The 26,498-nt window shown below is 73.3% G+C and carries 27 protein-coding genes; 11 read left to right on the top strand and 16 right to left on the bottom strand.

Annotation, left to right across the window (positions count from 1 at the left end):
- Positions 1-4: 4 nt before the first annotated feature.
- Positions 5-340 carry a putative quinol monooxygenase gene (locus ACH4PY_RS04400; protein ID WP_398175744.1) on the bottom strand — a complete coding sequence of 112 codons (336 nt, stop codon included), beginning with the start codon at positions 338-340 and terminating at the stop codon, positions 5-7.
- 64 nt (positions 341-404) lie between these two features.
- On the opposite strand from ACH4PY_RS04400, the gene ACH4PY_RS04395 reads away from it, so the two are divergent.
- Together ACH4PY_RS04395 and ACH4PY_RS04390 are read left to right on the top strand one after the other, a co-directional pair.
- Entirely contained in the window at positions 405-779 is a 375-nt protein-coding gene (locus tag ACH4PY_RS04395; protein WP_398175742.1) for a MerR family transcriptional regulator, read from the top strand.
- A 154-nt stretch (positions 780-933) separates the two neighbouring features.
- Positions 934-1,149, top strand: a complete 216-nt coding sequence (locus tag ACH4PY_RS04390; protein WP_398175740.1) for a hypothetical protein — start codon at positions 934-936, stop codon at positions 1,147-1,149.
- A 72-nt stretch (positions 1,150-1,221) separates the two neighbouring features.
- Here ACH4PY_RS04390 and ACH4PY_RS04385 read toward each other — a convergent pair whose 3' ends face one another.
- Positions 1,222-1,623, bottom strand: coding sequence for a MerR family transcriptional regulator (locus tag ACH4PY_RS04385; protein WP_398176088.1), 402 nt, complete (start codon positions 1,621-1,623; stop codon positions 1,222-1,224).
- Positions 1,624-1,876: 253 nt separating this feature from the next.
- Between ACH4PY_RS04385 and ACH4PY_RS04380 the strand changes: the two genes are divergently transcribed.
- On the top strand, positions 1,877-3,379 hold the full coding sequence (locus tag ACH4PY_RS04380) for a SulP family inorganic anion transporter (protein ID WP_398175738.1): 1,503 nt from the start codon (positions 1,877-1,879) through the stop codon (positions 3,377-3,379).
- A gap of 445 nt (positions 3,380-3,824) precedes the next feature.
- Complete coding sequence (locus ACH4PY_RS04375) at positions 3,825-3,941, top strand: S1 RNA-binding domain-containing protein (protein WP_398175736.1); 117 nt, start codon at positions 3,825-3,827, stop codon at positions 3,939-3,941.
- Positions 3,942-3,945: 4 nt separating this feature from the next.
- Here the strand turns inward: ACH4PY_RS04375 and ACH4PY_RS04370 are convergent, their stop codons facing one another.
- The gene (locus ACH4PY_RS04370) at positions 3,946-4,269 is read right to left on the bottom strand and encodes a hypothetical protein (RefSeq protein ID WP_398175734.1); all 324 of its coding nucleotides are present in this window, start codon (positions 4,267-4,269) and stop codon (positions 3,946-3,948) included.
- A gap of 130 nt (positions 4,270-4,399) precedes the next feature.
- Here ACH4PY_RS04370 and ACH4PY_RS04365 point away from each other — a divergent pair, with 130 nt between their 5' ends.
- Positions 4,400-4,927 (top strand): hypothetical protein, encoded by a 528-nt coding sequence (locus tag ACH4PY_RS04365; protein ID WP_398175732.1) that lies wholly within the window; start codon positions 4,400-4,402, stop codon positions 4,925-4,927.
- A 234-nt stretch (positions 4,928-5,161) separates the two neighbouring features.
- Here the strand turns inward: ACH4PY_RS04365 and ACH4PY_RS04360 are convergent, their stop codons facing one another.
- Complete coding sequence (locus ACH4PY_RS04360) at positions 5,162-6,256, bottom strand: hypothetical protein (protein WP_398175730.1); 1,095 nt, start codon at positions 6,254-6,256, stop codon at positions 5,162-5,164.
- Between the two features lie 429 nt (positions 6,257-6,685).
- Between ACH4PY_RS04360 and ACH4PY_RS04355 the strand changes: the two genes are divergently transcribed.
- The gene (locus ACH4PY_RS04355; protein WP_398175728.1) at positions 6,686-7,696 is read left to right on the top strand and encodes an ADP-ribosylglycohydrolase family protein; all 1,011 of its coding nucleotides are present in this window, start codon (positions 6,686-6,688) and stop codon (positions 7,694-7,696) included.
- A gap of 104 nt (positions 7,697-7,800) precedes the next feature.
- Here ACH4PY_RS04355 and ACH4PY_RS04350 read toward each other — a convergent pair whose 3' ends face one another.
- Both ACH4PY_RS04350 and ACH4PY_RS04345 read right to left on the bottom strand, forming a co-directional pair.
- Entirely contained in the window at positions 7,801-8,181 is a 381-nt protein-coding gene (locus ACH4PY_RS04350; protein WP_398175726.1) for a nuclear transport factor 2 family protein, read from the bottom strand.
- Positions 8,182-8,296: 115 nt separating this feature from the next.
- Complete coding sequence (locus ACH4PY_RS04345) at positions 8,297-9,043, bottom strand: SDR family NAD(P)-dependent oxidoreductase (protein ID WP_398175724.1); 747 nt, start codon at positions 9,041-9,043, stop codon at positions 8,297-8,299.
- A 130-nt stretch (positions 9,044-9,173) separates the two neighbouring features.
- Here ACH4PY_RS04345 and ACH4PY_RS04340 point away from each other — a divergent pair, with 130 nt between their 5' ends.
- The gene (locus ACH4PY_RS04340) at positions 9,174-9,800 is read left to right on the top strand and encodes a TetR/AcrR family transcriptional regulator (protein WP_398175722.1); all 627 of its coding nucleotides are present in this window, start codon (positions 9,174-9,176) and stop codon (positions 9,798-9,800) included.
- A 142-nt stretch (positions 9,801-9,942) separates the two neighbouring features.
- Here the strand turns inward: ACH4PY_RS04340 and ACH4PY_RS04335 are convergent, their stop codons facing one another.
- The 6 genes from ACH4PY_RS04335 to ACH4PY_RS04310 all read right to left on the bottom strand — a co-directional run bounded on the left by ACH4PY_RS04335 (position 9,943) and on the right by ACH4PY_RS04310 (position 18,165).
- On the bottom strand, positions 9,943-10,281 hold the full coding sequence (locus tag ACH4PY_RS04335) for a hypothetical protein (RefSeq protein ID WP_398175720.1): 339 nt from the start codon (positions 10,279-10,281) through the stop codon (positions 9,943-9,945).
- 67 nt (positions 10,282-10,348) lie between these two features.
- On the bottom strand, positions 10,349-11,023 hold the full coding sequence (locus ACH4PY_RS04330) for a hypothetical protein (protein ID WP_398175718.1): 675 nt from the start codon (positions 11,021-11,023) through the stop codon (positions 10,349-10,351).
- Positions 11,024-11,192: 169 nt separating this feature from the next.
- Positions 11,193-11,834 (bottom strand): hypothetical protein, encoded by a 642-nt coding sequence (locus tag ACH4PY_RS04325; RefSeq protein WP_398175716.1) that lies wholly within the window; start codon positions 11,832-11,834, stop codon positions 11,193-11,195.
- Positions 11,809-12,099, bottom strand: coding sequence for a hypothetical protein (locus tag ACH4PY_RS04320; RefSeq protein WP_398175714.1), 291 nt, complete (start codon positions 12,097-12,099; stop codon positions 11,809-11,811). The genes ACH4PY_RS04325 and ACH4PY_RS04320 overlap by 26 nt, the downstream gene beginning before the upstream one ends.
- A gap of 28 nt (positions 12,100-12,127) precedes the next feature.
- Positions 12,128-17,506: a CHAT domain-containing protein gene (locus ACH4PY_RS04315; RefSeq protein WP_398175712.1), complete on the bottom strand. Its 5,379-nt coding sequence runs from the start codon at positions 17,504-17,506 to the stop codon at positions 12,128-12,130.
- Between the two features lie 83 nt (positions 17,507-17,589).
- Positions 17,590-18,165, bottom strand: coding sequence for a GNAT family N-acetyltransferase (locus ACH4PY_RS04310; RefSeq protein WP_398175710.1), 576 nt, complete (start codon positions 18,163-18,165; stop codon positions 17,590-17,592).
- A 36-nt stretch (positions 18,166-18,201) separates the two neighbouring features.
- Between ACH4PY_RS04310 and ACH4PY_RS04305 the strand changes: the two genes are divergently transcribed.
- On the top strand, positions 18,202-19,053 hold the full coding sequence (locus ACH4PY_RS04305) for a TrmH family RNA methyltransferase (RefSeq protein ID WP_398175708.1): 852 nt from the start codon (positions 18,202-18,204) through the stop codon (positions 19,051-19,053).
- Positions 19,054-19,130: 77 nt separating this feature from the next.
- Here the strand turns inward: ACH4PY_RS04305 and ACH4PY_RS04300 are convergent, their stop codons facing one another.
- Together ACH4PY_RS04300 and ACH4PY_RS04295 are read right to left on the bottom strand one after the other, a co-directional pair.
- Positions 19,131-20,525: a hypothetical protein gene (locus ACH4PY_RS04300; RefSeq protein WP_398175706.1), complete on the bottom strand. Its 1,395-nt coding sequence runs from the start codon at positions 20,523-20,525 to the stop codon at positions 19,131-19,133.
- A 169-nt stretch (positions 20,526-20,694) separates the two neighbouring features.
- The gene (locus ACH4PY_RS04295) at positions 20,695-21,564 is read right to left on the bottom strand and encodes a helix-turn-helix domain-containing protein (RefSeq protein ID WP_398175704.1); all 870 of its coding nucleotides are present in this window, start codon (positions 21,562-21,564) and stop codon (positions 20,695-20,697) included.
- A 220-nt stretch (positions 21,565-21,784) separates the two neighbouring features.
- Between ACH4PY_RS04295 and ACH4PY_RS04290 the strand changes: the two genes are divergently transcribed.
- Positions 21,785-22,147: a VOC family protein gene (locus ACH4PY_RS04290; RefSeq protein ID WP_398175702.1), complete on the top strand. Its 363-nt coding sequence runs from the start codon at positions 21,785-21,787 to the stop codon at positions 22,145-22,147.
- Between the two features lie 85 nt (positions 22,148-22,232).
- Here the strand turns inward: ACH4PY_RS04290 and ACH4PY_RS04285 are convergent, their stop codons facing one another.
- Complete coding sequence (locus ACH4PY_RS04285; RefSeq protein ID WP_398175700.1) at positions 22,233-22,781, bottom strand: EF-hand domain-containing protein; 549 nt, start codon at positions 22,779-22,781, stop codon at positions 22,233-22,235.
- A gap of 243 nt (positions 22,782-23,024) precedes the next feature.
- On the opposite strand from ACH4PY_RS04285, the gene ACH4PY_RS04280 reads away from it, so the two are divergent.
- Both ACH4PY_RS04280 and ACH4PY_RS04275 read left to right on the top strand, forming a co-directional pair.
- Positions 23,025-24,212, top strand: a complete 1,188-nt coding sequence (locus tag ACH4PY_RS04280) for a damage-control phosphatase ARMT1 family protein (RefSeq protein ID WP_398175698.1) — start codon at positions 23,025-23,027, stop codon at positions 24,210-24,212.
- A gap of 197 nt (positions 24,213-24,409) precedes the next feature.
- A complete protein-coding gene (locus ACH4PY_RS04275) occupies positions 24,410-25,423 on the top strand; it encodes a hypothetical protein (RefSeq protein ID WP_398175696.1) in 1,014 nt (337 codons plus the stop codon).
- A 26-nt stretch (positions 25,424-25,449) separates the two neighbouring features.
- Here the strand turns inward: ACH4PY_RS04275 and ACH4PY_RS04270 are convergent, their stop codons facing one another.
- A complete protein-coding gene (locus ACH4PY_RS04270) occupies positions 25,450-26,493 on the bottom strand; it encodes a hypothetical protein (protein WP_398175694.1) in 1,044 nt (347 codons plus the stop codon).
- Between the last annotated feature and the right edge of the window lie 5 nt (positions 26,494-26,498).

Here is a 26,498-nt window from a genome sequence, read left to right as displayed (position 1 = left end):
CTCTTCAGAGCTGCGGACTGCGCGTCGCCGGCCGGGGATACGGGCTGACCATCGTGTCGAAGTAGCCCTCGGGGGCCTCTTCGAGGAAGTCCGGCAGGTTGTCCAGGAAGGCGCGCAGGGGAGGGGTCGCGTTGTGCCGGTCCAGATCCTCCTGGGAGCGCCAGACCTCGTACAGGAAGAGCCGGCCGTCGTCGTGGGCGTGCAGGTGGTACTCCAGGTTGCCCTCCTCCTGTCGGGTGGGCTCGACGAGAGTGCTGAGGAACTCCCGCACTTCGGCGGCGCGTTCCGGCTTCGGGCGAAGGAATCCGTAGAGGGAGACGGGTGCTCGGTCTGCTGTCATGCCGCCCACGCTAGGATCTGCCATTGATGTGAGGTTCAAGGTCGGCGCCCGTGAGGTGGGTCACATGAAGATCGGCGACCTGGCCCGGGAGACGGGCGTGAGCGTCCGCCTGCTGCGCTACTACGAGGACCAGGGCCTGCTCACCTCGCATCGCACCAGCGGCGGGCACCGCCATTACACCGCCGACGCGCCGACCACCGTCACGCAGATCCGCACCCTCCTGGCCGCCGGTCTCCCCACCCGCGTCATCCGGGACCTGATGCCCTGCTTCATCGGCGACGGCCCCGCGCTCGACGCCTGCGTCCAGGACCACCTGCGCACCCAACTGCTCGACCTCGACAACCGCATCACCGACCTGCAGCACGCGCGCGCGTCCCTCGGCGACCTCCTCGACGCCTCAGCCCGGGCATCCCGGCCCACCGCACCCTCACCCGCCTGAACCGGTCTGCGTCCCAAGCCGGCCCCACCAGGACTCAGCCTCCCGCGTCTCACCTGTTTGCGGCCTCCGGTCGGGGCAGACGACGGGAGGGCGGCGAAGCGCAGCCGCAGCGCTCGGGCGCGGACACGGCCACGACCACGGGGGGGCAGGACACATGAACGGTGGCATCCCGCCGCTACGAGACCGCCGCCTCGCCGCGGGCTTCATCGTCTTCATGTACGCGTTCGTCGCCGCCCTGATGACCTCTCTGCTCGCGGCGGCACTCACGCGTAGCGACGTCCTGCTGGGCATCGCCCTGGGGGCCGGTGTGATCCTCGGAGCGGCTTTCGGCGCGTGGCGCATCCACCGCACCCCGGAAGACCAGCGCTGAGCCGGAAGACCAGCGCCGAGGACGACGCGGTCTCCCGCGGCGACCAGCCCGGCGACGACGACCCCCACGGGGTCAGGCGCGGGTGTTCTGCTCCAGTCGGCCGCGAAGCGCTGCGGCGAAGTCCTCGGCTCTGGCCAGCTGGACTCGCAGCTCTTCGATCTTCTTCGCGGCCGCGTGCTCGTAGGCCCTGACCCGTTCGAGGACGGCTTCGCGCTCGGCAGTGGGCGTGTCAGGTGCGTCGAGGCGATCGGTCGCTTCCAGCAGATCGCGCATCTCGTCCAAGGTGAAGCCCAGAGGCTTCATACGGCGGATGACCATGAGGCGAGCGATGTCGGACTCGGTGTAGAGACGGAAGCCGCCCTGGGAACGGGCAGAGGGGACGACCAGTCCGGTCTCCTCGTAGTGGCGGATCGTCCGCAGGGACAGCTCGGTCCGTTCGGCGACCTCGCCGATCTGCATGTGCCTGCTGTCCACGATCGCGCCCCCGACCCCTTCTCCTCCTGCGGCGCCGCTTACCGTACAGCCCCTCACGTATCTCTACTCTAACGTTAGGGTAGGGTTGTCGACGTCGAAGGGCTCGTCCCTCGTACCGACATGCGAGGGTGCCACCCGCAAAAGGGCCGATGTCGCCCCGCCGACGGGCGACCCGCGCACCGCCGCCCGGCCCTGCGCATTCTGGCCGCGCAGCCCTGACGGGCAGCGCCCGAGCACGACAGGTCACCTGGTCTTGCAGACACCTCCCCCGACCCTGCCCGCGCGCCTGCGCGGCCTGCCCCGTCCCGTGTGGCTGACGCCGAAGGTCTTCCGCGTCGAAGTCCTGGCCGGACTGGTCGTGGGCCTGGCACTGATCCCCGAGGCGATCTCGTTCTCCGTGATCGCCGGGGTCGACCCGAAGGTCGGGCTGTTCGCCGCGTGCACGATGGCGATGGTGATCGCGTTCGTCGGCGGCCGCCCCGCGATGATCTCCGCCTCCACCGGCGCCGTCGCCCTGGTCGTGGCCCCCGTCGTCCGCCACCACGGGCTTGGCTACCTCATCGCGACGGTGATCCTCGCCGGGGTCTTCCAGATCGCCCTGGGCGCGCTGGGAGTGGCCAGGCTGATGCGGTTCGTGCCACGCGCGGTGATGGTCGGCTTCGTCAACGCGCTCGGCATCCTGCTGTTCACCGCGCAGATCCCCAACCTCCACGACGTCCCGTGGGAGGTCTACCCCCTGGTCGTGGCCGGTCTGGCAACGATGCTGCTCTTCCCCCGCCTGACCAAGGCCGTACCCGCGCCGCTGGTGTCGATCGTGATCCTCACCGTCATCACCGTGGCGGCCGGCATCGCCGTGCCCACAGTCGGCGACAAGGGCAGGCTCCCCTCATCGCTGCCCGTGCCGGGCCTGCCGGACGTGCCGTACGACGTCCACACCCTGACCGTCATCGCGCCGTACGCGCTGGCCATGGCACTGGTCGGGCTGATGGAGTCACTGATGACGGCCAAGCTCGTCGACGACATCACCGACACCCCCTCCGACAAGACCCGCGAGTCCATCGGTCAGGGCATCGCCAACATCGTCACCGGGTTCTTCGGCGGCATGGGCGGCTGCGCGATGATCGGCCAGACCATGATCAACGTCAAGAACGGCGCCCGCACCCGCCTGTCGACGTTCCTGGCCGGGTTCTTCCTGCTGATCCTGTGCATCGTCCTCGGACCGGTCGTCTCCCACATCCCCATGGCCGCCCTCGTCGCTGTCATGGTCCTGGTGTCGGTCGGCACCTTCGACTGGCACTCGATCAAGCCGTCGACGCTGAAGCGGATGCCGGTCGGCGAGACCGTGGTGACGGCCGTCACCGTCGCCTGCGTCGTCGCCACCAGCAACCTGTCCATCGGCGTCGTCGTCGGCAGCATCACCGCCATGGTGATCTTCGCCCGCCGCGTCGCCCACCTCACCGACGTCACCTCCGTCACCGACCCCGACGGCGGCCAGGTCGTCTACGCCGTCACCGGCGAGCTGTTCTTCGCGTCCGCCAACGACCTGGTCACCCGCTTCGACTACGCCGGTGACCCCTCCACCATCGTGATCGACCTCACCGACGCCCACGTCTGGGACGCCTCCTCCGTCGCCGCCCTCGACGCGATCACCACGAAGTACGCCGCCCGCGGCAAGACCGTCGAGATCGTCGGCCTCAACCGCGACAGCGCCAGGATGCACGGCAACCTCACCGGCGAACTCGCCGCCGGCCACTGACCGGCTCCGCCGCACCGCAGCCGGTCACCCGTGGTGTCGGGGGTTTTCTCGGGAAGACCGTCCCCGCCGCCGCCGTGCGTGATCGGCGGGCAGGGTCGGGAGCGACGTACGGCGAGGCAGCAGGGCGCCCTCAAGGTGAGCAAGTGCGCGCAGGACGGCCGGGACGTGAGCCGGGGCGCTGGAACGCACCGCGACGACGGCGATGACGCGTGCCAACGGGGCCGCCAGGGTGGCGAGGTCCCCGTGCGCGCGTACACCTGCCCGCACGGGGTCCGGCACCACTTCGCCACACACGACGTCGGCCGGGCATAAGGGTTGCTACGGTCGCGCCCATGGCGCTTTCCGTGTCCCCGGCCGCCGCGGTCGGCCTGCGGCGGGAACCGGCCGACGACGTTCTCGACCATGTCGAGCGTGCTCTCCAGGTCCGCCCGGACCGGGAAAAGCGGTGTCGGACGTCGTCCGGGTCGGCGAGGAGATGACGGTCGTCGTGACCGAGATCGACCCGGCCCGCCGCCGGATAGCCCTGTGCCAACGGCAGGCGCCGCCGGCCGGGTCCCCGTGAGGAGTCAGGCTTCCGCCTCGCGGCGTACCAGCGGCGGCTGGTCGAGGATTTCGACGTACACGATCCGCCCGTGCACGACGTCCAGGTTCAGCATCCCCCGCGCGGGCGAGAGCGGCACACAGCGGTGCCCCTCACCGTACGGTTGCCCGTCCTGATGATCAGCCGTACGGATGCTCTGACAGAAGTTGTCCCCGCAGCCGCACTCGCCGAAGCGCAGATCCCGGGCGCAGGTGGCGAGTTCGCGCTCGCCCTCGGCTTCGAGCAGCGCGACCAGCTCGGCGACGAGGCCGGGGAAGACGAGGCGGAGGAGTGGTCTGTCGTGGTCCACACCCGGAGGGTAGCGGGGCGGTGCCCCGAGGCCGGTCCGGGGAGCGGTGCAACCATGGCGTGCCCGCCGCCGGGCCCAGCCGGGGGGTAATTCGATCACCTCCGGCTCCGGGCGCGGATAGCGTGACGAGATGACCGCCGGGCGAGGGAGTTACCAGTACGTGGGGCCGGCCGAGCTGAAGGCCGGTGTGCGGCCCGGCGACGAGGGCCACAGCATCCGTACCCCCGACGACCTCGCCCGCTGGCTCGCCGCGCAAGAGCCGGCAGAGCGGACGGAGCCCTTCACCTTCGTCATCGGGGTCGACGGCCTGCTGCGTCTGGCACCACGCCGGAGCGAGCACGTGGCGTGCGCCGGTGGAGCACGGGTCCTCGGCGCGGGCGAGATGAGCTTTCGCCGGTCCGCAGAACGGTGGTCGGTCACCGAGGTCAGCAACCAGTCGACCGGCTACTGCCCGGACCCCAGCTCATGGCCGGCGGTCGCCGCAGCCCTCGACCGGGCCGGCATCGCACACCCCGGACGCTTCGGCCACGAGGTGGTCTTCCGCCGCTGCCCCGGCTGCGGTGAGGTCAACGTCGTACGCGAGGAGGACTACGTCTGCGTCTTCTGCGAGTCGCCCCTCCCCCACCGGTGGAACGTGGACGGCCACCACGTCCTCTGATCGGGCCGCGGGTCCTGCAACGCGCTCCCGCCACGTCCTGCGCCTGCGGCATCGTTCGAATCCGGCCCGCATCCGTGTGAACCTCAGGGCGCGCCCCGGGCGCTGCCGGTCCGCGTTCGCAGCGTCACGACCTACCTGACGCCGACGCCCCTCCGCGCCGACGCGCGAGGCCTCGTCCGATCGTTCACGGAGCATGTCCGCCGTCGGCCATGAGCTGCCGGACCGCGCTCAGGATCACGTCACCGCGGTGGGCTCGTCGGCAAAGTCGGTCAACGGGACCGACAACCACCCCCTGTAGCTCCTCTCCTTCTGCACATCCAGCCCCTTCGCCAGGAGAGGTGTTGCGGGAAGCGAGGCAGCGAACGCCGCAGCGCTCTCGGCACCGAGATGGTGGGTGATCGATCCGAAGCTGAAGGAGATCTCTTCCTTGGCCGGGCTGTCGTGCAGCGAAATCGTCCAGAGCGGCACCTGTCGACCCGAGACCGGGTAGGAGCAGGACATACTCGGGTACTTGGCGACGCCGCCCTGGAGCCGTCCGCCGGCCGAGGCGTCGTCGAGCAGCGCGGTGACGATCCGCCGGTGGTCCGGGGTGAGCCGAGTCCGTATCACCGTGTCCATGTCGGCCTTCGTGGTCCGCTGTGCCGCACGGGCGGCGGGGGACTTCGCGACAGCCGCGACCTCACCGTGGATGCGCGGGACGAGAACGCGGAGGTCTCCGCCACCGCGGTACTGGGTCCGCTCGACGGCATAGACGTCCGTCTGCCGCATCTGGCGGTTCAGGAACTCGACGATCGCCCTGAGCTCCAACGGAATGCGATCTGCCACGAACAGGAGCCGCATCTGCCCGGCGGACAGGCGTGCCTCGACCTCGGCCCAGAACTCGTCGGGAGAGCGGTCGCCCACGAACTCGCCGTACGCCTCTTCGGGCGATCGGCCGTCTTCGAGGCAGGTCGCCTCGAAAGAGCGCTGGAGCAGTGACCGGTTCCAGTAGCGCGCCCCGTTCGCGGCGTAGTCGAGCATTTGGCCCACCACCTCCCGCCGGATACGGGTATCGGTCGCCCGTTTGACCTCCACCAGTGACGGCACTCCGTCGGCATCGACGAACAGATGGTCCAACGAGTACGCCGAACCACCCTCCACGCTCGTCGGAACCCCCATCTCCCGCGCGACCAGCACCAGTCTGAGCGGGCGACCGTCCACCAGACTGCCGAAGTCCAGCACCCTCGGATGGCGGGCCAACAGCGCCTGGAACTCCGCCTCGCTCTCGAATGCCGCAGGTTCCAAAGCCTGTACTTCCTGTCCCAGGACGAAGATCGGCTGATCGGTCACTCGTTCCCGCTGTCGCTATGGCTTCCCGGCTGTGAGCAACGAGCGTGGGCCCACTCAGTAGTACCCGGGGACATCATCCGGCGACGGCCCTTCGCCGAAGAAGGGCCGTCGCCGTGCGTTGGCCTGTCGCGGCCTTCGGCAGTGGACGTCGGCGACGTTCCGTTGCTGCACGCCGTGCGAATAAGGGGATCGCGTGCAGGGCTCTTCGGAAGCAGCTGCCGAACGAGGTCCTCACGACGTTGCGCCACGGCCGGTGGGCGGAGCTGACGGCTCTTGTCGACACCGTCGATCGCACGGTCGGCCGCGCCCGAGGCGGGGTCGGTGGGCGGAATTGCGGGTGCGGCGCCCGTCGAGCAGCCGGGGGCTTCTGTCGGTGGTGGCGGATAGGTTGGTCAGGAGGGGTGGGGCAGGCAGGCGGAAGGGGGCGGCGTGAAGCGGGCTGCTACGGGGGCTCTGGTGGGGTTGGCTGTCGGGGACGCCATGGGGTTTCCGACGGAGTTCAACGGCATGGCGCAGATCGCCGCGAAGTACGGGCTGTGGCGGACCATGCCGTTGCCGCTCTCCTCGGGGCGGGCGTACGTCACGGACGACACGCAGATGACGCTGGCCCTGGGCGAGGGGCTGGTCGAGGCGCTGGGCGGGGGTCCGCTGACGGCCGGCCGGATGGAGCCGCCGGTCCGCGCGCGTTTCGTCGAGTGGTACTTCTCGCCGGAGAACAACCGTGCGCCCGGGGGGACGTGTCTGCGCTCGTGCGAGCGGCTGAGCCGTGGCGGTGCGTGGCAGGCGGCCAGTGACGTCGGCTCCAAGGGGTGCGGGGCGAACATGCGCGTCGCGCCGCTGGGGCTGGTCCCCGGGCTGGACGGGCGGCAGCGTTCCGGGGCGGCCCAGTTGCAGTCGGCCCTCACGCACGGGCATCCCACCGCGCTGGCCGCCAGCGACCTGACCGCGTACACCGTACGGCTGCTGGCCCAGGGCGCCGCTCCCGGCGAACTGCTGCCCGCGCTGCGCGCGTACGCGCACGCGAGCCGCGGTGACTACCGAGCCGACTGGCTGGGGAACCTCGCCGACCGCGCGCAGGACCCGGACCGTACGTCCTTCGCCGCCCGCGGCTGGGACGAGTGCCTCGCGGTGCTGGACCGGGTGGAGAGCGCGTTGCGCGCGCCGGACGTGGAGGCCGACCCGTGCTCGGCCACGGGGGCGGGCTGGATCGCCGAGGAGGCCTTCGCCACCGGCCTGTACTGCTTCCTGCTGCTGCCCGACGACCCGCCGTCGGTGGTTCGGCGGGCCGCGTACTCCTCCGGCGACTCCGACTCGGTCGCCGCCCTCGCCGGGGCCTTCGCCGGTGCCCACCACGGCGCCGACGCGTGGCCGGCGGAGTGGGTACGGGACATCGAGTACCGCGACCGGCTGCTCGCGCTCGGCGCCGCCTGGGACGACTGACGGCGGGGCCGTCGCGGAACGGGCCACCGCCGTCGTCTCCGTGGGGTCGGCCCGGGTGCCGCGGGCCGCCCTCGCTGCCGGCGGCCGCGAGGGCGGCCCATGGCTCAGGCGGTGAGCAGCGTCAGCACCGTGGCGATCCTTCCGCCGCGGACGGTGATGACGTCGATTCCCCGCGCCAGGGGGTGGCCTTCGGGGCCGAAAGCCCAGGCGAGCGCCCCACGGTCCTGCCCGGTGTAGGGCGGCCCGTCCTCGGTGAAGGCCGAGCCGGGCGGGGCCTTGTCGAGCAGTGTGCGTGCCTTGTCCTCGAGTGCGTCCCAGCCGGTGGTGACGCCCTCGGGGTCGGTGAACGTGACGTCGTCGGTGTAGATCCGCGCGATGGCGGCCCGGCGTGAGGCGGCGTCGCGGTTGCCGAAGACCGCGTGGAGGTTGGCGGCCAGCAGGTCGGTCACGGTGGGCGGTACGGACGGCGGTGGCGGTGCGGACATGGTGCTCTCCTTCGGAGTTGTCGCCGGGGGCGCCGACCGGGTCGGGGCCCGGTCGGCGCTCGGCGTCTTCCACGCTACGGGGCAGGTCAGAGGGTGGCCCGCCGGCGCGGCCGGGTCAGATCTGGCTCGCGCCGCCGTCGACGTAGATCTCGGCGCCGGTCATGTAGCTGCTGGCGTCGGAGGCGAGGAAGAGCACCGTCCCGGCGATCTCCTCCGGGCTGCCGAGGCGGTGCATCGGCACTCCCGCGGCCAGGCCCTTCAGCAGCTGCTCGGCCGCGGCGGGGTCACCGGCCAGGCCGCTCAGTCCCGGTGTCTCGATCGGGCCGGGGGCGATGCTGTTGACCCGGATCCGGCGGTCCACCAGCTCGGCGGCCCAGCTGCGGGTGAACGAGCGGATCGCGGCCTTGGTGGCGGCGTAGACGCTGAACGACGCGGCGCCCTTGGTGTCGATGTTGGAGCTGGTCAGGATGATCGAGGCCCCCGGCCGCAGCAGGGGCAGCGCCTTCTGCACGGTGAAGAGGGTGCCCCCGACGTTGGTGTGGAACGTGTCGGCGTAGTGCTGCCAGGTGATGTCGGGCAGCGCCGCGAACTCGCCGCCGCCGGCGTTGGCGAACACGACGTCCAGGCCCGCGTCCTGCCCGATCGCCGTGAACAGGTGGTCGAGGTCGTCGAGGTTCGAGACGTCCGCGCGCACTCCGGTGGCGCGGTCGCCGATCGAGGCCACCGCCTCGTCCAGCGCCTGCTGCCTACGGCCGGTGAGGAAGACGTGCGCGCCCTCCTCGGCGAGCCGCCGGGCGGCGGCCAGTCCGATGCCGGAGGTCGCACCGGTCACGAGGGCGGTCTTGCCGTCGAGCTGTCCCATGGTCGTACTCCTCGGTCGTGGCGCGATTTCCGCACCGTTCGGTACTGAATAACCGGGGCACCGCCCGCACTATTTCCGTACCGGTCGGTTAATATTTGAGCGGGCCGAGGACGAGGGCGCGGAGGTCACCATGGCGGAGCGCGGCAGGCCACGGGGCTTCGACGCGGACGCGGCACTGGACCGGGCGATGGAGGTCTTCTGGCGCCGGGGGTACGAGGGTGCGTCCCTGAGCGACCTCACCGCGGCCATGGGCATCAACCGGACGAGCATGTACGCGGCCTTCGGCAACAAGGAGTCGCTGTTCCACCGGGCCGTCGACCGCTACGCGGAGGCGGAGATGGCCTACGCCCGCGAGGCGCTCGCCGAGCCCACCGCCTACGCGGTCGTCGAGGCCTTCCTCCGGGCCAACGCCGACGCGCTCACCCGCCCCGACCGGCCCCCCGGGTGCCTGTCCGTGCAGGGCGCCCTCGCCCAGGGCGGCGACGGCGGCCACATCGCCGCCTTCCTCGCCGGCAGGCGGCTGGCGGGTGAGCAGGCGCTGGCCGGCCGCCTCGCCCGCGCGGCCGCCGAGGGCGACCTGCCCGCGGGCACCGACCCGGTCGCCCTGGCCCGGTACGTCATGGTCGTCAGCGAGGGCAACGCCGTCCATGCGGCCGCCGGCGCGGGGCGCGAGGCACTGCACGCCACCGTCGACGTCGCCCTGCGCGCGGTGCCGGGCGGCGCCGCGCTCCCTGACCGGGCCGGGGCTCCCGGTTAGCCCACGGGCGGCGCGCGCCCGCCCACCCCGCACACGGTGAGCGCGCCCTCTGCCCCGGAGGAGCCCCCTCGGTGGGGACGGGACGGGTCTCCACCGGTCCGCCAGGCAGCGGCCGGTCGCCGACGTCGGCGACCGGCCCCGCTCACGGCCGGCCGTCGCCTCGGCCGAGCCCCTGCGGCGGGTCCCATCCGAGTCCTTCCTTCTCCAGGCTGTCGAGGATCCACTTCCGGCCCGTCTCTCCCGCGACCGCCCAGGTCTCCGCCACGGGATGGCGGCGCTTCCGGCGGAGGTGCCACGGCTTCGGTCGTGCCCGGGGTCCTGCGAGGTTGTGCACGAGATCGGCAAGCCAGGCGATGCAGGCGATGTAGTCGTCGCCCATCCACGGGTGGAAGGGCTCCCGCCGCCGGGCCATGGTCCGGATCTGGATCACCGCCAGATACGTCAGGACCCTGGCTGCCTCGTCATCGTCCGTGGCCCTCATGACGTGCCCCGGCACCCGGGCGTCGGGGGCAGGCCGTCGGCGCTCCGTGGCAGGCCGGGCCGCGGGCTCACGGGGCGAACCCGCTGTCGGCCCGGAGTCCCCGGATCGCGGCCAGGATCACGTCCACCGCGGCCGGCTCGTCGGCGAAGTCGGTCGACGGGACGGACAGCCACCCCTTGTAGCTCCTTTCCCTCTGCGCATCCAGCCCCTTCGCCAGGAGAGGCGTCGCAGGAAGCGAGGCAGCGAACGCGGCTGGGCTCTCGACACCGAGTTGGTGGGTGATCGACCCGAAGCTGAAGGAGATCTCCTCCCTGGCGGGGCTTTCGTGCAGGGAGATCGTCCAGCCCGGCACCAGACGGCCGGAGGCCGGGTAATAGACGGATACGCTGGGGTACTCGGCGGTGCCGCCCTGGAGCCGCCCGTGAGCCGAGGCATGATCGAGCAGCGCGGTCACGATCCGCCGGTGGTCCGGTGTGAGCCGAGTCCTTGTCACCGTGTCCATGTCGACCCTCGTGGTCCGCTGTGCCGCGCGACGGGCTGCGGGGGACTCGGCGCCGATCGCGACCTCGCCGTGGATGCGCGGGACGAGGACACGGAGGTCTCCTCCGCCCCGGTAGTGGGCCAGCTCGACGGCGTAGTCGAGCATCTGACCCACCACCTCCCGCCGGATGCGCGTATCGGCCGCCCGGTTGACCTTCACCAGCGTAGGCACCGCGTCGGCGTCGACGAACAGATGGTCCAACGCGTACACGGAACCGCCGTCCGCGCTCGTCGGTACAGCCCATCTCCCGCGCCACCAGCACCAGTCTGAGCGGACGGCCGTCCGAGAGAGTGCCGAAGTCCAGCACCCGCGGATGGCGCGCCGGCAGTGCCTGAAACTCCTCCTCGGTTTCGAACGCGGCGCCGGGGCGTCAGCACGAGGGAACCGCTCTCAGGCCCACCGTCGCGCGCAGGTCGACGGTGCGGTCGCCGGACGGGGTGTGGAGGACGAGGGTGCCGTCGGCGGCGCGGATCACCTGGCCGCACAGGGTCGTGCCGTCGGACTGTTCGATCTGGAGGGACTCGGCGCGGGACGGGCCGTACCACGTCAGCGCGACGCCGGCGGCGAGCAGTGCCGCGCAGGTGAGGGTGGCCGCGGTGCCCGCGCGGAGCAGACGGGCGGAGGTGACGGCCTCCTGGTGGTCGAGGACCGCCGCCGGGGGCAGCCGGGCAGTCGCCACCGCGTGGGGGTGGCCGTGGGCCGCGCGAAGCAGCATCAGGCCGCCGGTCGCTCCCACCAGCAGGGCTGCCAGCAGCAGGACGCCGACCCAGACTCCCGTCGTCGGCGTGAGTTCACCGATGTCGGAGCGGCCTCTGATCAGTCCGAAGCCGATGAGCCCGGCCAGCAGTGCGCCCAGGCCGTTGCGCCAGGCGACGGCGGCCGAGCGGACGCGGTCGAGTTCCGAGCGCAGGAGCCGGTCGCGGTGCAGGGCGCGGGCGAGATCCCCGGGGGTCGCGGGTCGGCCCGCGCGCGGGCGACGGACCGGCTCAGATGACGAAGTTCCAGTAGGCACCGCAGCCCTTCCTGTCCGCCGGCCGGCCCTCGTGCTCCTCGTCGCAGGTACAGATCACGGGCTCGCCGCGCGGGTCGTCCGGCTCCTCGCCGAAGGCCGTGCCGGATTTGATCGTTTCCCGGAAGTACGGGATGTCGATGAAGGCGAAGCACCGCGGGCACGGGCCGCGCAGGAGGTCGACGCCGGCGCCGTAGCTCTCGACGACGAAGGTGCGCGCGGCGGCTTCCGGATAGGTGGCGTCCGTGGTCTCGGTATAAGGCAGCACCTGTGTTCCTCTCCCGCCCCGGGGCACTTCACACTCCGATGTGCACGAACGGGGCCCAGACGCTCGGTTGTCGGGGGTAACGCGCACGCAGCGCACGCATGGCGGTGTGCAGTGCCCTGGCGGAACCGGCCGCCTGGAAGCTGCCCGTCTCGGTCAGCGTGCCGTACACCGCCGCGGCCAGATCCGCTGCCACCGCGTCGAACACCGGCCACAGCGTGGCGACGACGTGCTGGTACCCAGCATGGTGCAGGGCCGAGGCCAGCGTGATCGACTCGTTCAGCAGGGTGGGGCCGCCGGACGCCGTCCGGCAGGCGCAGAGGAAGGCGAACTCCCCCGACGGCCGTTCGGAGATGAGGCGGCCCACGGTGAGCGGACCGTCGGCAAGCAGCAGGCAGCTCTCCGCCGGGGCCGTCGTGTCCTGCACCCCGTGACAGCTGAAGTGCACCCACCGGTGTCCGGCCAGGGCGGCCACGACGTCGTCGCAGGTGGCGGCGGCGCCCGTCAGGACCGTGATATCGGACGGCGGGAAGAGTTCCCGCAGGTGGTCGCTCTCCCGCGCCGCGTTCGGCAGTGGCGGCAGGCCCGGAACGTCCGGCAGGGCGACGACGAGCATCCGCGCGTCCGCCGGTGCCGTGGCGGGAGGGCGGTGCGCGCCCACCAGTGCCCGAAGGGTCGGCGAGTAGGAGGAGATGACGCGTTCGTGCAGTGTGCGTTCGGGATCGCCGGGGTGCCCGGCGGCGTGCAGCGGCAGCAGTGCGAGCGGGCCGGTCGGGCACCACCACACTCTGCGTTCCTCTCCCCGGCGCACCCCCAGATACTCGGCGACGGGGCCCGCCACCGTGTCCCACAGCCATCGCAGGCAGTGGGTGACGGCCTCTTCGACGGCTCGGGAGGCGGCAGTCAGCACATCCTTGGCCGCGTCGTAGCGCCGGTGGGCGGCCGACCCGCCCGTGCGCCGGGCTTCACGGCGTGCCGCGAGCAGTTCGTGGATGGCGGCTTCGTGGTCGTGCAGTGCGGCCAGGTACACGTTGGCCTGGTCGACGCACGCGGCGATGGAGAGTTCCGGCAGCGCGACGACATCGACGCCCTCGCCGGTGACCAGGAGCGCGTCGCAGCGCCACTGGCTGACGTTCACCATGACCACCGCACCGTCCCGAATGACCTCGCGGACGTCGGAGAGCGGCGGCGGCAGGAGGAAGCTCTCGAAACCCGGCACCTGCCTGAGCTGTAGGCACAGTTCACGCCACTCCTTGCCGAGGTCCACCCGCCGTTGCGTCACCTGGGCCGACGTGGCACCCCGGCCGGGCGTTCCGGTCACCAGCAGATCGAGGCTGCGCAGTTCCCCGGCCACGCGCTCGAACCGGGCGGCGAGCCGCGGTGCACGTTCTCGCAGGGTGTCCAGGTCGGGCCGGCTGTGGAGGGCTTCGGTCAGCAGGACGCCCCTGCCCTGCTCCAGCAGTGCCACCGCTGCCTCCGCGTGGCCGGCCGCGATCGCCGCGGCTGCCGCGTCGCCCGGCAGCAACTCGACGCCCTCGATGCCGTGTTGCCGGTCGTCCCAGGCGAGTCCCGGTCCTACCTGCTCCACCAGCAAGGACACGGCCTGTCGGTACGCCGTCTCCGCCTCGCGCGCGTCGCCGAGCAACATGGCTGTCGTCGCCCAGTGGATGCCGGCAGTCACACGGCCGGCGGTCGGGGCGGTGGGCAGGACCACCGCTGCGGCCAGGGCGTCGCGGGCCTCGGCCAGAGCGTCGCGGTCGCCGGTCACCGCGGCGCGCTGGATCAGCGCCCTGCCGAACACCACGAGATGGGCCAGCCGATGTGGATGCTCGTCGCTGCTGAGGCCGACCGCCGTGCGTGCGGCGGCGACCGCCTCGGTGAGACGGCGGCTGTCGCCGTCGGCCGTCAGCAGGATCTGCGCGAGGCCGACAAGGCTGTCCGCGCGATGGGCCAGGTCCTGCCCGCAGGCGACGACGGCGGCACGCTGGACCCGCTCGCTCTCCCGCAGCAGTGCGTGATCACCTGCGGCTGTCGCCTGGCCGAACAGAAACGATGAGAGATTCCCCAGGTAGAGGCTTCTGTAGACCGCTCCGGACGGGGTTGCCGCGACCAGTTCACGGCCCGCTTCCACGGCCGCGTCCCACAGGGCGGGGTCGGCGGTTCGACGCGAGAGCAGGTACAGCGACGTCGCCCGCGAGTTGAGGGTGCCCGGGGAAGCCGTTCCCCCTTCGCCCTGGAAGGCCTCGGTCGCCTCCAGCAGGAAGTCCTTCGCCCCGATCTGCTCGTACTGCCTCATACGGACCAGGCCGAGCCCGGAGCGTGCCCTGTCCCACTCGGTGTGGTCGGGCGTAGCGGCTGCGAGGAAGCCGCCGAACAGCTCCGCGGCCTCCTCCAGACCGTCGGGGCAGAGGGCCAGGAGAGCGCCGAGAGCGATCCGCCAACTCGAGTCCGGCGCCGGATGCCGCTGCAATTCGGCGCGTGCGAGGGCCACTCCGCGATCCCGCGCCTCGACCTCGCCCGTCAGTTCGTACAGGGACCGCAGGCCGTCCAGCACGTTGTGGCCGCGCTTCTCACGCCCGGAATGACCGGGGCCGGTGGCCGCCAGCGCACGGAGGCCTGTCTCGATCCCGGACCGCAGGGAGGGCAGGTGGCCGGTCATCCGGTGCAGCAGGATCAGCACCTCGGCGTGCTCGGCCAGGAGATCGGCGTTCTCCGAGGCCCCTGCGACGGCTTGCCGGCAGACCCGTTCCGCCTCCGCGGCGGGGGCGGCGTCGCCGGAGTCCTCGGCCTTCCAGCGCAGCATCGCGGCCATTGTCAGCAGCCCGGGGGTACCGAGGACGGCGTCGCCGGACGTCGCCCGGACCTCCCGGAACAGGGCGATCCCCTCGTCGAGGACGGCCGCCTCACCCGATGCCGCGTACAGGAGGGCGCAGTTGCCGGCGTGTCGCGTTCTGTACTCCGCGGAATCCGAAGCGGCGGCGCAGACGACCAGCTCGCGGCCGGACCGCACCACCGCCGCGAGGTGCTCGGGCTGCTGTGTCAGCTCGTACAGCAGCCCGAGAGTGCGGATGAGCACGCTCAGCGCCGCCGCCCTGGCCATGCCCCGCGCGCTGTCCAGTGCCTCGCCCAGTGCCCGTTCCGCCGCGTACAGCGGTCCCGTGGTCCGTGTCCCCTCCGCCAGTGCGCAGAGTGCCTTCGCCTGGATGAGGAGTGCGGAGACGTGGTGTGCCCGGCCCGGGGACAGCAGGCGTACCGCGTCGGGGAGACGGTCGACGACCTCGGCCAGCCGGCTGAACTCCCCGGCGTGCTGGTGCTCGGCTGCCTGCGCCTGGTACAGGGTCGCCAGGTAGAAGCCGCGGCTCGGGTGGTCGGCGGGGGTCACGGCGACGCCCTGCTCGCCGACACGCACCGCCTCCCTCAGGAGCCCGGGGTCCTCCGTGTGCCGGCCGGCCCGGCGCAACCCCGAGCACAGCAGCATCAGCCGGCCCGGCCGGTAGTGCGCCTCGTCGGCGCTGAGCTCGACCGCGCGGCGGCCGGCTTCCACCACCTCCGCCCAGTCGGGGTCCGGTCCCTCCGCCAGGGCAAGCGCCAGGTTGTTGTACGAGACCGCCCGTGCTTCGTCGTCCGGGGCGGTGCGGAAGGAGGCCCGGAAGTGGCCGACCGCGTCGTCCAGGACGTCCGTGCGTCCGCCCTCCCGGTACCGTGCAAGGAGTTGCAGGCCGACGTCGACGTGGTGCCCGTGTTCCTCCACACCAGCGTCCCCGGGGTCCTGGGCCCAGGCCTCCGCGACGGCGTCGGGAACGGCGTCCGCGACCATCCTGTAGACGGGGTGGAGCATCCGGACGACGTGGGACACCTCCTCCTGCGGCGGATCGGCCTGCTGGCCCGCGCGCATCCAGAGCAGCCACCCGCCCAACGCCAGGGACTCCAGGTTCATCGGCGATTCGGCCAGGTCGACAACCCGCGCGACCTCGGCCGGCAGCCACGGGTCGAGCAGGAGCGCGGGGTCCCCGGTGCGTGCGACGTCACGCAGTCTGCCGTGCAGCGACGCCAGTTCCGGCCGCTCGGCGGGCGGCGGCGCCGCCAGCGAGAGCACCGCGCAGCGGGCGCCTTCCGCCAGATCGGTGAGAGATCCGGTCAGGCCGGCACGGAGACGCAGCGACACTGCTGCGATGAGCAGGTGCCGGCTGCGGGCGCTCCCGGTACCGCGGTCGGCCAGGCCACGCCGGATAAGGATGGACTCGTCGAGGTGCCGGAGATCCTGTGTCAGATCGAAGCGGTGCGCCAGGGCGATCGCCAGGCGTTCGAGGAGCACGTCGTCGTCCGTGCCGGCCGGCCGGCACCGCAGCGCCTGCTCCAGGTCGAGCAGGTGTGCCGGTTCGGCACTGCGGAGGAACCGCTCGTACAGCGCTGCGGCGAGCACCTCGCGGGCGGCGACCTGGTTCGCGGCATCCGGCACCTCCGTCGCGGCCCGCGCGGAATCGACGGCCTCGGCGAGATCCTCGGCCGACCCGGCCAGCCGGGCACGGGTGAGCAGCAACCGGGCCAGGTGCTCCAGGGTGATGCTGCGCTCGGGGTCGCCGTCGGCGTACAGCGGCAGGGCGGCCTTGCCGTGCTCGACGGCGGCGGTCAGATCCGCAGGGTCACCGGTGACCCGCAGCCGCAGGAGCAGCGTGATGGCCAGCCCGGACCGGGCGACCGCCGAGCCGGGCCGTTCCGCCGCAGCGGCGAGCCCGGAGGTGATCGCGGCTTCGAGGTCGGCCGGATCCCCGGTGAGCTGGAACCGCGCGCGGCGGGCGATCCCCTGGTTGGCCAGGACGCCGAAGCGCAGCGGATGGCCGTTCGGCAGGGCGGCGGACGCCGCGTCGCCCATGGCGATCACGGCGTCGAGATCCGCTCCGGCCCCGGTGTTCTCCGCCCGCCGGAAGAGCAGGTCCGCCAGTACGGCCTGTGCTTCGGCTCCGAGGGCGTCCTCGGCGAGCCGCTCGACGACCCGCAGGACGTCCACGAGTTCGTCGAGCACGTCCGGTGTGACGGCGGTGTTCGTCCGGAGCATCACGTGGCCGAACCACTCGGCGGGCGTCCCCCGGCCTTCCGGGTCCACGGCGGCCAGCAGGCGCAGCGCGGGCGGCAGTGCGTCGCGCGACGCGGGCGGCACCGCGGAGGCGCGCGCCACTGCCGCGCGGACGTCGGTGCCGTGGTGCGGCGCCCCGGCGGCCGAGTGGCGTGCCCAGTGGAAGAGGGCGAGGAGCGCGCTCGCCACCGGGTCCGCTTCTCCGGCCACCTCGGAGAGCTGCCGGGCGTCGTCAACGGCGAAGGCGTCGAACACCTGCGTGGTGTCGCCGTCCGCCGCCTGCCGGATGCGTCGCCGCAGCGCGCCGAGTAACTCCTCGTACAGCAGTTCGGCCACCTCGCCCCCTTCTTCCGTTTACAGCACAAAGATACGGAAAGCCGGGAGACTTCACCCGTGAGAGGGCGTTCTGCCCGCCGCCCTCACCCGTCGGTCGGGGCGGGCTTCGCGAAGGTCGCCGGGGCGAAGGTGAAGGCCACGTATGTGCGGTCGGTGAGGGTGAAGGTGGCGGCCTCGGTCATCGCGTAGTGGCGGTGGACCGCGAGGGAGCGGGTGTTGGTGGATTCGACGAAGGCGACGGCCAGGTCGTAGGTGTCCTTCAGGGTGTGGCTGAGGGTGGTGAGGAGGCGGGTCAGGATGCCGCGGCCCTGGTGGGCGGGGGCGACGGCGACGGGGCCGTAGAGGAAGAGGCGGCCCAGGTCGTGGTCGGCGGCTTCGGTGACCGCGGTGACGGCCGCCGCGGCGGGGTGGTGCGGGGGGAGTCCGCCGGGCTCGCTGGTGATCGCGAAGCCCGCGAGGTCGCCCGTGGAGTCGGCTTCGGCGACGAAGATGCCGGGGCCGTCCTGGAGGCGGGCGAGGAGGTCGGGGGTCATGGTGCCCTGGACGAAACCGCGGCGGGCCCGCTCCTCGGGGGAGAGGCCGTCGCCGCGGGCCTGGTCCATCAGGGCGAGGATCGCGGCGTGGTCTTCCGGGCGGGACCTGCGTACGGTGATCGTCATACCGTGACCCTAGGCGCGGTGGAGGGGGAACACGGGGTGGCAGTGCAGCGCATCATGACGCGCAACGCCCGCTTCCAGCAGTTGCAGACGCTGCTGGGCAACCGCACCAAGCGCGGGCGGGCCGGGGAGTTCCTCGTGCAGGGCGTGCGGCCGATCTCGCTGGCCGTCGAGCACGGCTGGACGGTACGGGCGCTGCTCTGCGACGCGGGGCGGCCGCCCTCCCGGTGGGCCGAGGAGCTGCTGCGCCGGACCGGGACCGAACGGGTCGTCGTGGCACCGGAGTTGCTCGCGGAGCTGAGCGAGAAGGCGGACGGGTCGGCGGAGATCCTGGCCGTCGTCGAGATGGCCCCGGACAGCCTGGACCGGATCAGGGTCCACGACCGCTTCCTCGGGCTGCTCTTCGACCGTCCGACGCAGCCGGGCAACATCGGCAGCATCGTCCGCTCGGCGGACGCCTTCGGCGCCGACGGGCTCATCGTGACCGGGCACGCGGCCGACCCGTACGACCCCAAGTCGGTGCGGGCGTCGACCGGTTCCTTCTTCGCCGTGCCCGTCGTGCGCAGCCCGTCGCACCACGAGGTGACGCGGTGGCTTGAGGGCGAGCGCGCCCGGGGGCGGCCGGTGGCCGTCGTCGGGACGGACGAGGACGGGGACGCCGACATCGCGGACACCGACCTGACCGGACCGGTCCTGCTGCTCATCGGCAACGAGACGGCCGGGCTCAGCGCGGCGTGGCGCGGCCTGTGCGACCACGTGGCCCGCATTCCCATGACGGGTTCGGCCAGTTCGCTGAACGCCGCGAACGCCGCCTCCGTCGTCCTGTACGAGGCCCGCCGCCAGCGCGGCGCGGAGACCGGGCGGGGTGTCGCGGCAGCGCCCGGACGGTGACCCCGTCACCGTGGCGCCGGGGCCGCGGACGGGACGGCGCCGCCCCCGGGAGGCGGGCTCCCGGGGGCGGGTCGGGGTCAGTTCAGGGTGATCGGGGCGGTGTCGTCCGCCGGGTCGGGGTCGTAGGCGGGGCGGCCGGACGGTCCCCAGTTCATGGAGATCGAGCCCTGCGCGGCCGGGATCACCTCGTCGACGTGGACGGTGAGGGAGAAGTGCGAGACTTCGCCCGCCGGGGAGACGATGTCGCCGTTCGAGCAGGAGTAGGACGTGGCGCCCTGCGGGTGGCAGTTGGCCGAGGCGCTGACCGGGGTGGTGCCGGGCGGGAGGTGGACGGTCGCGATCCTCGTGTCGCCGCTGCGGTCGAAGATGGTCGCGGGGCCGTTGTTGGTCATGGCGAGGTCGAGCGTCACGTCGTCGCCCGCGGCGGCCGTGGCGGTGGCGCCGGTCACCGAGAAGTCCGCGGTGTTGGCGGCCTGGATGCTGGTGATGCGGTAGTCGCCGTGCGTACCGCGCTGGCTCAGCGACACGGTGCCGGCCGGTGCGTCGGTGGGCGTTCCGGGCGTGAGGGTCTTGAGCGTCAGCTGCCCGCCGGTGCCCTGCGTCCACGCGCGGCCGGCGACGGACTGAGCGATGCCGGGGTCGCCGGCCGGTGCGATCATCGAGTCCAGGTAGGTGGTGTAGGCGGTCGACTCGACGTTGAGCCGCACCGCGGGTGCGAGCGCGGCCTTCTCGCCCGGCAGCACTTCGCCGGGGATGTCGCACAGCGCCAGGGCCGCTTCCCGGGGGTCGCCCTCGCCGCTGTAGCGGCAGTTGGCGAAGTGCCGGGCGAAGCCGATGCCGGGCGAGGCCCACAGCAGTGCCTGCGTGCCGTCCGCGGGGCGGTCGCCCCGGTTGGTGAAGCGCACCGGCTCGGTGACGGCGGAGCCGACCGCGACACCGGTGAGGTCGGTCGGCTGGGTCTGGTCGTAGGCGGGTCCGCCGATGTCCACCGTGCCCGTGCCGCCCACGACGACCGCGTTGTCCGCGGTGCCGCTGACGGTGTAGTCGGCGGACGCCCCGGCCGGGGCTCCGGCCTTCGCCTTGATCGTCATCTGGGTCAGGGCGCCGATCGAGCCGACGCCGTCGAGGTTGTCGTAGAAGAACATCTCCCAGCAGCTCGCGACGTGCTCGACGACCGTGCAGTTGTCGGAGAAGGTCACGTCCGCGATCGCGGAGAGCTGCGTCACGTCGACCGTCAGCGTGACGTTGGCGCTCAGGCTGCTCGCGGTCGTGGTGAACGACAGGTAGGGCGAGGTGGTCGTCGAGACCCCGGCGAGTGTGGCCGGGGAGACGGCGACCGGTGCGGTCTGCCGGAGTGTGATAACCGGCTGGTCGTCGGCGTGCGCCGGGGCGACCCCGGTGAGCGCGAGACCCGCCGCGGCGCCGGCGGTGGCCACCAGGGCCACGGCACGGCGATTTCGTGTGTACGACATGGTTTTCCCCCACGGACTGGAACGTCCCCATCGCCCCGGCCCCCTGAGGGCCTGCCAGGCGTACCGCGCCGAGCGCGGGCGAGGGACAGGCTAGGCACAGGAAAGGCGTCCGGGCCACGGCGTTCCAGGCGCCGGGCGCGGCCAAATCCGGCTGGTCCGACACGAACGATCACCGCCTTTGCGCACTTTTGACGAGCCCGTGAGCCGCTGTTCCCGCGCCCTCCGCCGGGGCCCCGCCCTCGGCCGGGGCCAGCAGGCGGCGCAGCGACCTGGGCGTACGGCCGAGGTGGTGGCGCAGGGTGCGGGTCAGGTGGGACTGGTCGGCGAAACCGAGGTCGGCGGCGAGGACGGCGAGGCTGGGTTCGCCCTGCTCCAGGCGGTCGAGGGCGCGGGCGACCCGGACCCGGTTGCGGTAGCGGGTGAGGGACACGCCCAGCTCGCGGGTGAAGGCGCGGCTCAGCCGGTACGGGGAGACGTCGAGCAGCTGCGCGAGCGGGAGCAGGCCGTCGGCGGCGGGGTGGGCCGCGGTGATCGCCTCGCGGGCCGAGGCGACGAGCGCGGTGTCGCCGCCGGGCGGGGGTACGGGGGAGGTGACCGCCCGGGTGACGGTCGTGGCGAGCAGGCCGAGCAGCTCCTCCGTCAGCGCGAAGTCGACGTCACCGGCCCGTGCGCTCGCCAGCAGACGGCGGTGGGCCAGGTCGAGACGCGCGTCGACGTACACGCCCGCGGCGGGCGGGCGCGCCGCGTCACCGGCCATCGCGCGCCACAGCGCCGGGGTGACGCTCACGGACGTGCAGTCGTCGCCGCCCGCGGGGTGGGCGAAGTGCTCCTCCTCTCCGGGGACGCCGACGTACGCCGTCGTCGCGTCCAGATCTGCGGCGGCGCCGGACGCGCGGCGGCGGAAACGGCCACGGCGTACGAGCACCACCCGGTAGTCGTCGTGCACCTCGGGCTCCGACCAGCGCGTGTGGTCGTCCCGGCAGGACACAGCGGTGACGCTGAAGTCGGGCCGGCTCGCGAGGGTGGTGGCCGAGCGCACACCGGAACGCTAGCCCGGGGGTCTGACAACGGGAGCCGCCGCGATGCCGCGCGAGGACGTACGGCCCTCGCGCGGCCCGGCGCCCCCGGGGCCGCCCCGCAAGGATGTCCAAGACGGTGGACGGCGGGCGCCCGCAGGCTGGTCCGCGTGCGCCTGCCCCGCCGGTCGGCGGCGGTGGCGGGGGGCACGCCCACCTGTCGTCGTGACGAAGGGTCACCTCATGTCCGTCCGCACACTGTCCACCACGATCGTCGTCGACTGCGCCGACCCGGCGGCCCTCGCCGCCTTCTACCGCAAGGCGACCGGCTGGGACGTCACCTCCAGCGACGCGGAGTACGCGACGCTCGGCGACGGCGGCCCTGTGCAGATCGCCTTCCAGCGCGTCGAGGGCCACCGGGCGCCGGACTGGCCGTCCGCTCCGGCGCACGCGCATCTCGACCTCACCGTCCACGACGTCGGCGGCACCGTCGAGGAACTGCTCGCCGCGGGGGCGGGCAAGCCCGGTTTCCAGCCGGGCGAGGACGACTGGGTGGTGCTCACCGACCCCGAGGGGCACCCGTTCTGCCTGGCGCCCGGCGAGTGACGGCAACCCGGGGGTGACGGGCCGGGGACGTGACGGCGACGGGGGTGACGGGCCCGCCACCCCCGTCGCCGTACCGGTCCGGGGGTCAGGAGCGTGGGGGCGGGATGAGGCCGCAGAGGTGGGTGCCGGGGTCGGCGGGGGTGTCGCTGGTCCAGAACTGGCGCCACAGCTCGGCGAACTCGGACCGGCTGAGGTGGCCGTCGCCGTTGAGGTCGAGGAGGTCGAAGACGCCCGTCAGGTTCTCGGGGCGGCCGTTCCACGTCTCGACGAGCCGGTGGTGCTCCTCGCGCGTGATGCGGCCGTCGCCGTCGGCGTCCACCGCGTCGAAGATGGTGTCGGCGGTCGCCGTGACCTCGGCGAGCATCGTGGGAAGCTGGTCGACGACCTGGAGCATCTCGGGCAGGTCGACCGCGCCGTCCCCGTCCGCGTCGGCGATCCCGGCGATCAGCCCCCACCAGCCCAGGAGCAGGCTCTCGACGCGGGCGCGCAGTTCAGCGTCCCGTCCCACCGCGGGCAGTTCGCCCCAGCGGTCCGCGAGCGCCCGGAAGTCGTCCTCCCGCAGATAGCCGTCGCCGTCCGCGTCGAACGCCGCGAACATCCCCCTGAACTTGTGTTCCTGAAACACGCTGGCCACAAGCGCCTCCCTCCCGGCGCCGCACCCGACGCCGCACCCGGCCCCGCGCCCCGCGGGGCCCCACGCAAAACGGTAGGGGCGGGCGTACCCGCACATCCACGGGCACATATGCGCGAACGCGCGGCACGCCCGGCCCCCGGACGCCCGGCACCGCGTGGGACGTGGACGATCCCGGTGCGAGCTGATCAACTCGGCGGGGGCGCCCCGTACGAGAACGGGCCGCCGTGGAGGGAGAAGGCAGACATGACGTCCGTGCCGCCGGAGGGCGGGGCTCCCGTCGTCACCGGGGAGATTCCCGGGTCCTTCGCCTGGGGGGTGCTGCACGAACGGCATCCCGCACTGGTCGAGCGGGTCCGCCGGGCCACGCCCTACCCGCCGGAGCAGCAGCGTGCGCTCGACGCGCTGCTGGCGGAGATCGCGGAGGGCGGGGTCGTCGGACCGCTGGAGGACGGGGGGCCGGGGGCGGCGATCTGGCGCGAGTGGGGGGAAGGGCATGTGGGACGGCGCTGGGCCGAGGTGCCGTTCCTGTGGGCCGAGAGCTACTTCTACCGCAGACTCCTCGGCGCGCTGGGCTACTTCGCCGCAGGTCCGTGGCAGGGCGTCGATCCCTTCGCGCCGTTCAAGCGGGAGGAGCTGGCCGCCGGGAAGGTCGACGAGGAGCTGGCGGCGCTGGAACGGCTGCCGCACCTGCCCGCAACGGAACGGGACACCGCCGTCCTGCTGTCCTCGCTGTGGGGCAACCGGGCCGACCTGGGCTTCCGGATGTCCTCGGGGAAGGGCGGGGAGGGCAGGGAGGGCGAGGCGGTGCCGGGGCTGGTCGCCGACGACAGCGCCGCGCTGTGGGAGGTGCTGGACGGCGGGCCGCCCGGCACGGTCTGCCTCCTCGCCGACAACGCCGGGCCCGAGCTGCTGCCGGACCTGGTGCTGGCCGACCACCTGCTGGGCACCGGGCGGGCCGCGGACGTCGTGCTGCACCTGAAGGCGTATCCGTACTTCGTCTCCGACGCCACCGTGCGGGACGTGCTCGACTGCCTGGACCGGACGGCCGCCGGTCCCGGCGCGGAGCTGGGGCGGCGGCTGCGCGACGCGATCGCGGACGGGCGGCTCGGCCTGCGCACGCACCCGTTCTCCTGCGCGCCGCTCCCGTACGCGGACATGCCCGCCGACCTGCGCGCGGACTTCGCGGCCGCGACGCTCACGATCATGAAGGGCGACCTGAACTACCGGCGCCTGGTCGAGGACCGGCTGTGGCCCGTGACGACACCCTTCGCCGAGGTCACGGCGGGCTTCCCGGGGCCGGTGGCGGCCCTGCGCACGCTGAAGTCCGACGTCGTCACCGGGCTGACCGCGCGGACGGCGGACGCGCTCGACGCGGCGGGCGCCGCGTGGCGGACGAGCGGGACGTACGCGCTGATCCAGGTCAGGGCGTAACCGGGCGCGTACCGGAGACGTACCGGGCGCGTATCGGACGAACCGGGCCACGGTGGCGTAGCTCACGAAAATCCGACAAACGGAACTGCTGCTTCCGCCTGCTCGTCCCTCCCCACGAACGGCGAATCCCGCGAAGCGTGAATCCCGCGGCGGGCGCATCCCGCGAAGGGCGAGGGGAAGGACGGGCGGAGTCCGGCATGGGCGAGACGAGGAGCGCGGACCGGCACCCGGCGGCCCCGGAGTGGTCCGGGGACGCGCATCCGGTGCGCGCGGGCGCGGACACGGACGCGCACGGCGACGGTACGCGGGGCTCGGGTGACGCGGCCGCCCCGGACGCGCCCGCGCCCGCGCCCGTTCCCGCCGAGCGCAAGCGCGGACTCGACCTCAGCGTGCCGCAGGTGGCGGGCAGCGCGGTGGCCGCGGTCGTCGCCGCCAAGCTCGCCTCGAACCTCGGCGTCTACGGCACGATCGTGGGCGCGGGCGTGGTCAGCGCGCTGGGCACGTGCGGCGGCTCCGTCCTGCAGTACGTCTTCCGGCACACCGGCCGCCGCGTCCAGGAGGCCGCCGTCCAGGCGGGCCCCGCCGCCCGCCGGGCGCTGACCTGGAGCGACGGGGCGCACCGGGCGACCTCGACGCTCCCCCGGGAGGACCTGGACCGTACGGCCGTCTCCCCCGCCTCCCCCGTCTCCGACCAGGACCAGGACCGTACGCCCGAGGCCACCGACGTCCCGGACTCCTATGACGGCTACGGCGCCGCCACCTCCTACCGGGCCGGGCGGCGGCGGGGATGGCGGCGGCCCGTGGTCGCCGTCGCGCTCGCGTTCGGGCTCACGATGGCCGGGATCACCGGCTACGAGGCCATCGCGGGCGAGAACCTGAGCGGCCACGGCGGCACCACCATCGGCAACGCCTTCACCGGCGGCGGCCACGGCTCCGGCCACTCCGGCGGCGGCGGTGGGTCCGGCACCGACACCCCGTCCGCCCCCACCGACCGGGAGCAGCCGGACACCCCGCACCCCACCGGCACCGCCCGGGGCGAAGACCATGTCACCCCCCGGCCCGACCCCTCGGCCACCACCCCGCAGCCGGACCCGACCGCCCCCACCACCCCGGACCCGGCGACGCCGACCTCCCCGGCGCCGACGACACAGCCCCCGACGGCCCCGACGCCGACACCGACGCCGACCGACGGCGGCGGCGGTTCTCAGTAGCGGGATCAGTAGCGGGATCCGCCGCCTCAGGACGCCCCGGGGGCGTCGAGCACCGCGCGCACCTTCGCCATCGTCGCGGTGAGGGCGGCGCGGACGGCGTCGAGGGCGGCGGCGTCGCGCGTGACGGCTGCCTTCTGGAGAGCGGTGTCGGCGGTGTTCCAGATGCCGACGACGTGCGCCTGCCGCTTGCACGTCACGTCCGCGGTCGCGGTGGCCAGCTCGCGGGCGGAGGGGCTCGCGGACTGCCAGTCGGCGGCGTTGTCGACGGCGACCGGGTCGGGGTAGTGGTGGCCGCGGGCGGCCATGCAGGCCGACCAGTCGGCGAAGGCACGGCGCACGGCCGGGTCGGCGAGGGACTGCTGCCAGGTGTCGATCTGCAGCTTGTTCGGCAGGTCGGCGCGGGTCAGGGTGTCGTCGGTGCCGGTCAGGGCGCGGTTGGCCTGGGCGGTGCAGCCGCCCTCGGGCACCGGGCGGCCGTCGATGCGGGGGTGCGGCACCGGCGTGCCCGCGGGGTCGAGGCCGAGGCTGACGAGCGCGCGGTCGGCGGCGCTGCGGTGGTCGGGCCGCGGGGCCTGCTCGGCCTGCTGGGCGGCGCGGTCGCGGCGGTCGACACGGACGTACGACGGGGTGAGCGACGTGTGGTAGCCGTAGGCGCGGGCGGTCGCGGGGTCGGTGAGCATGTAGCGCCGGGCGGTGAGCGAGGTGACGTCGGCGTCGTCCGCGGTGAAGGCGGGCGGCAGCGGGTCGGGGCTGAAGCCGAGACCGGCGAGGCAGCGGTTGGCCAGGATCTGCCGGGCGGTGGCGTAGTCGCGCAGCTGGCGCCCGGAGGGCAGGTAGGCGGCGAGCGGGATGTCCGGCGCGGCGGCGTCCGGGTTCGAGCCCGGGTCCGAGTCCGGGTCCGCGGCCGGGGCGTGCGCCGCGCTGCCGGTCGCCGAGGGGCGGCCGGGGTCGCGGTCACCGGCGGAGGACGTGCAGCCCGCGGTCGCGGCGAGGGTGACGGCGACGGCGGCCGCGGCACACGCCGCGGCCGCCGTGAGCCCGGCGCTCGGCCGGGCGGGATGGATCGGCACAGCGG

The sequence above is a fragment of the Streptomyces sp. NPDC021224 genome (genome assembly GCF_044332905.1).
Classification (GTDB): domain Bacteria; phylum Actinomycetota; class Actinomycetes; order Streptomycetales; family Streptomycetaceae; genus Actinacidiphila.
This window is presented reverse-complemented; position numbering and strand designations above follow the sequence as displayed.

What these genes read in the sequence shown, in the direction of transcription:
- ACH4PY_RS04400 (WP_398175744.1), bottom strand. Translation starts at nt 340, where the DNA reads ATGACAGCAGACCGAGCACCCGTCTCCCTCTACGGATTCCTTCGCCCG.
- ACH4PY_RS04395 (WP_398175742.1), top strand. Translation starts at nt 405, where the DNA reads ATGAAGATCGGCGACCTGGCCCGGGAGACGGGCGTGAGCGTCCGCCTG.
- ACH4PY_RS04390 (WP_398175740.1), top strand. Translation starts at nt 934, where the DNA reads ATGAACGGTGGCATCCCGCCGCTACGAGACCGCCGCCTCGCCGCGGGC.
- ACH4PY_RS04365 (WP_398175732.1), top strand. Translation starts at nt 4,400, where the DNA reads ATGACCGCCGGGCGAGGGAGTTACCAGTACGTGGGGCCGGCCGAGCTG.
- ACH4PY_RS04350 (WP_398175726.1), bottom strand. Translation starts at nt 8,181, where the DNA reads ATGTCCGCACCGCCACCGCCGTCCGTACCGCCCACCGTGACCGACCTG.
- ACH4PY_RS04345 (WP_398175724.1), bottom strand. Translation starts at nt 9,043, where the DNA reads ATGGGACAGCTCGACGGCAAGACCGCCCTCGTGACCGGTGCGACCTCC.
- ACH4PY_RS04340 (WP_398175722.1), top strand. Translation starts at nt 9,174, where the DNA reads ATGGCGGAGCGCGGCAGGCCACGGGGCTTCGACGCGGACGCGGCACTG.
- ACH4PY_RS04335 (WP_398175720.1), bottom strand. Translation starts at nt 10,281, where the DNA reads ATGAGGGCCACGGACGATGACGAGGCAGCCAGGGTCCTGACGTATCTG.
- ACH4PY_RS04310 (WP_398175710.1), bottom strand. Translation starts at nt 18,165, where the DNA reads ATGACGATCACCGTACGCAGGTCCCGCCCGGAAGACCACGCCGCGATC.
- ACH4PY_RS04300 (WP_398175706.1), bottom strand. Translation starts at nt 20,525, where the DNA reads ATGTCGTACACACGAAATCGCCGTGCCGTGGCCCTGGTGGCCACCGCC.
- ACH4PY_RS04290 (WP_398175702.1), top strand. Translation starts at nt 21,785, where the DNA reads ATGTCCGTCCGCACACTGTCCACCACGATCGTCGTCGACTGCGCCGAC.
- ACH4PY_RS04280 (WP_398175698.1), top strand. Translation starts at nt 23,025, where the DNA reads ATGACGTCCGTGCCGCCGGAGGGCGGGGCTCCCGTCGTCACCGGGGAG.
- ACH4PY_RS04275 (WP_398175696.1), top strand. Translation starts at nt 24,410, where the DNA reads ATGGGCGAGACGAGGAGCGCGGACCGGCACCCGGCGGCCCCGGAGTGG.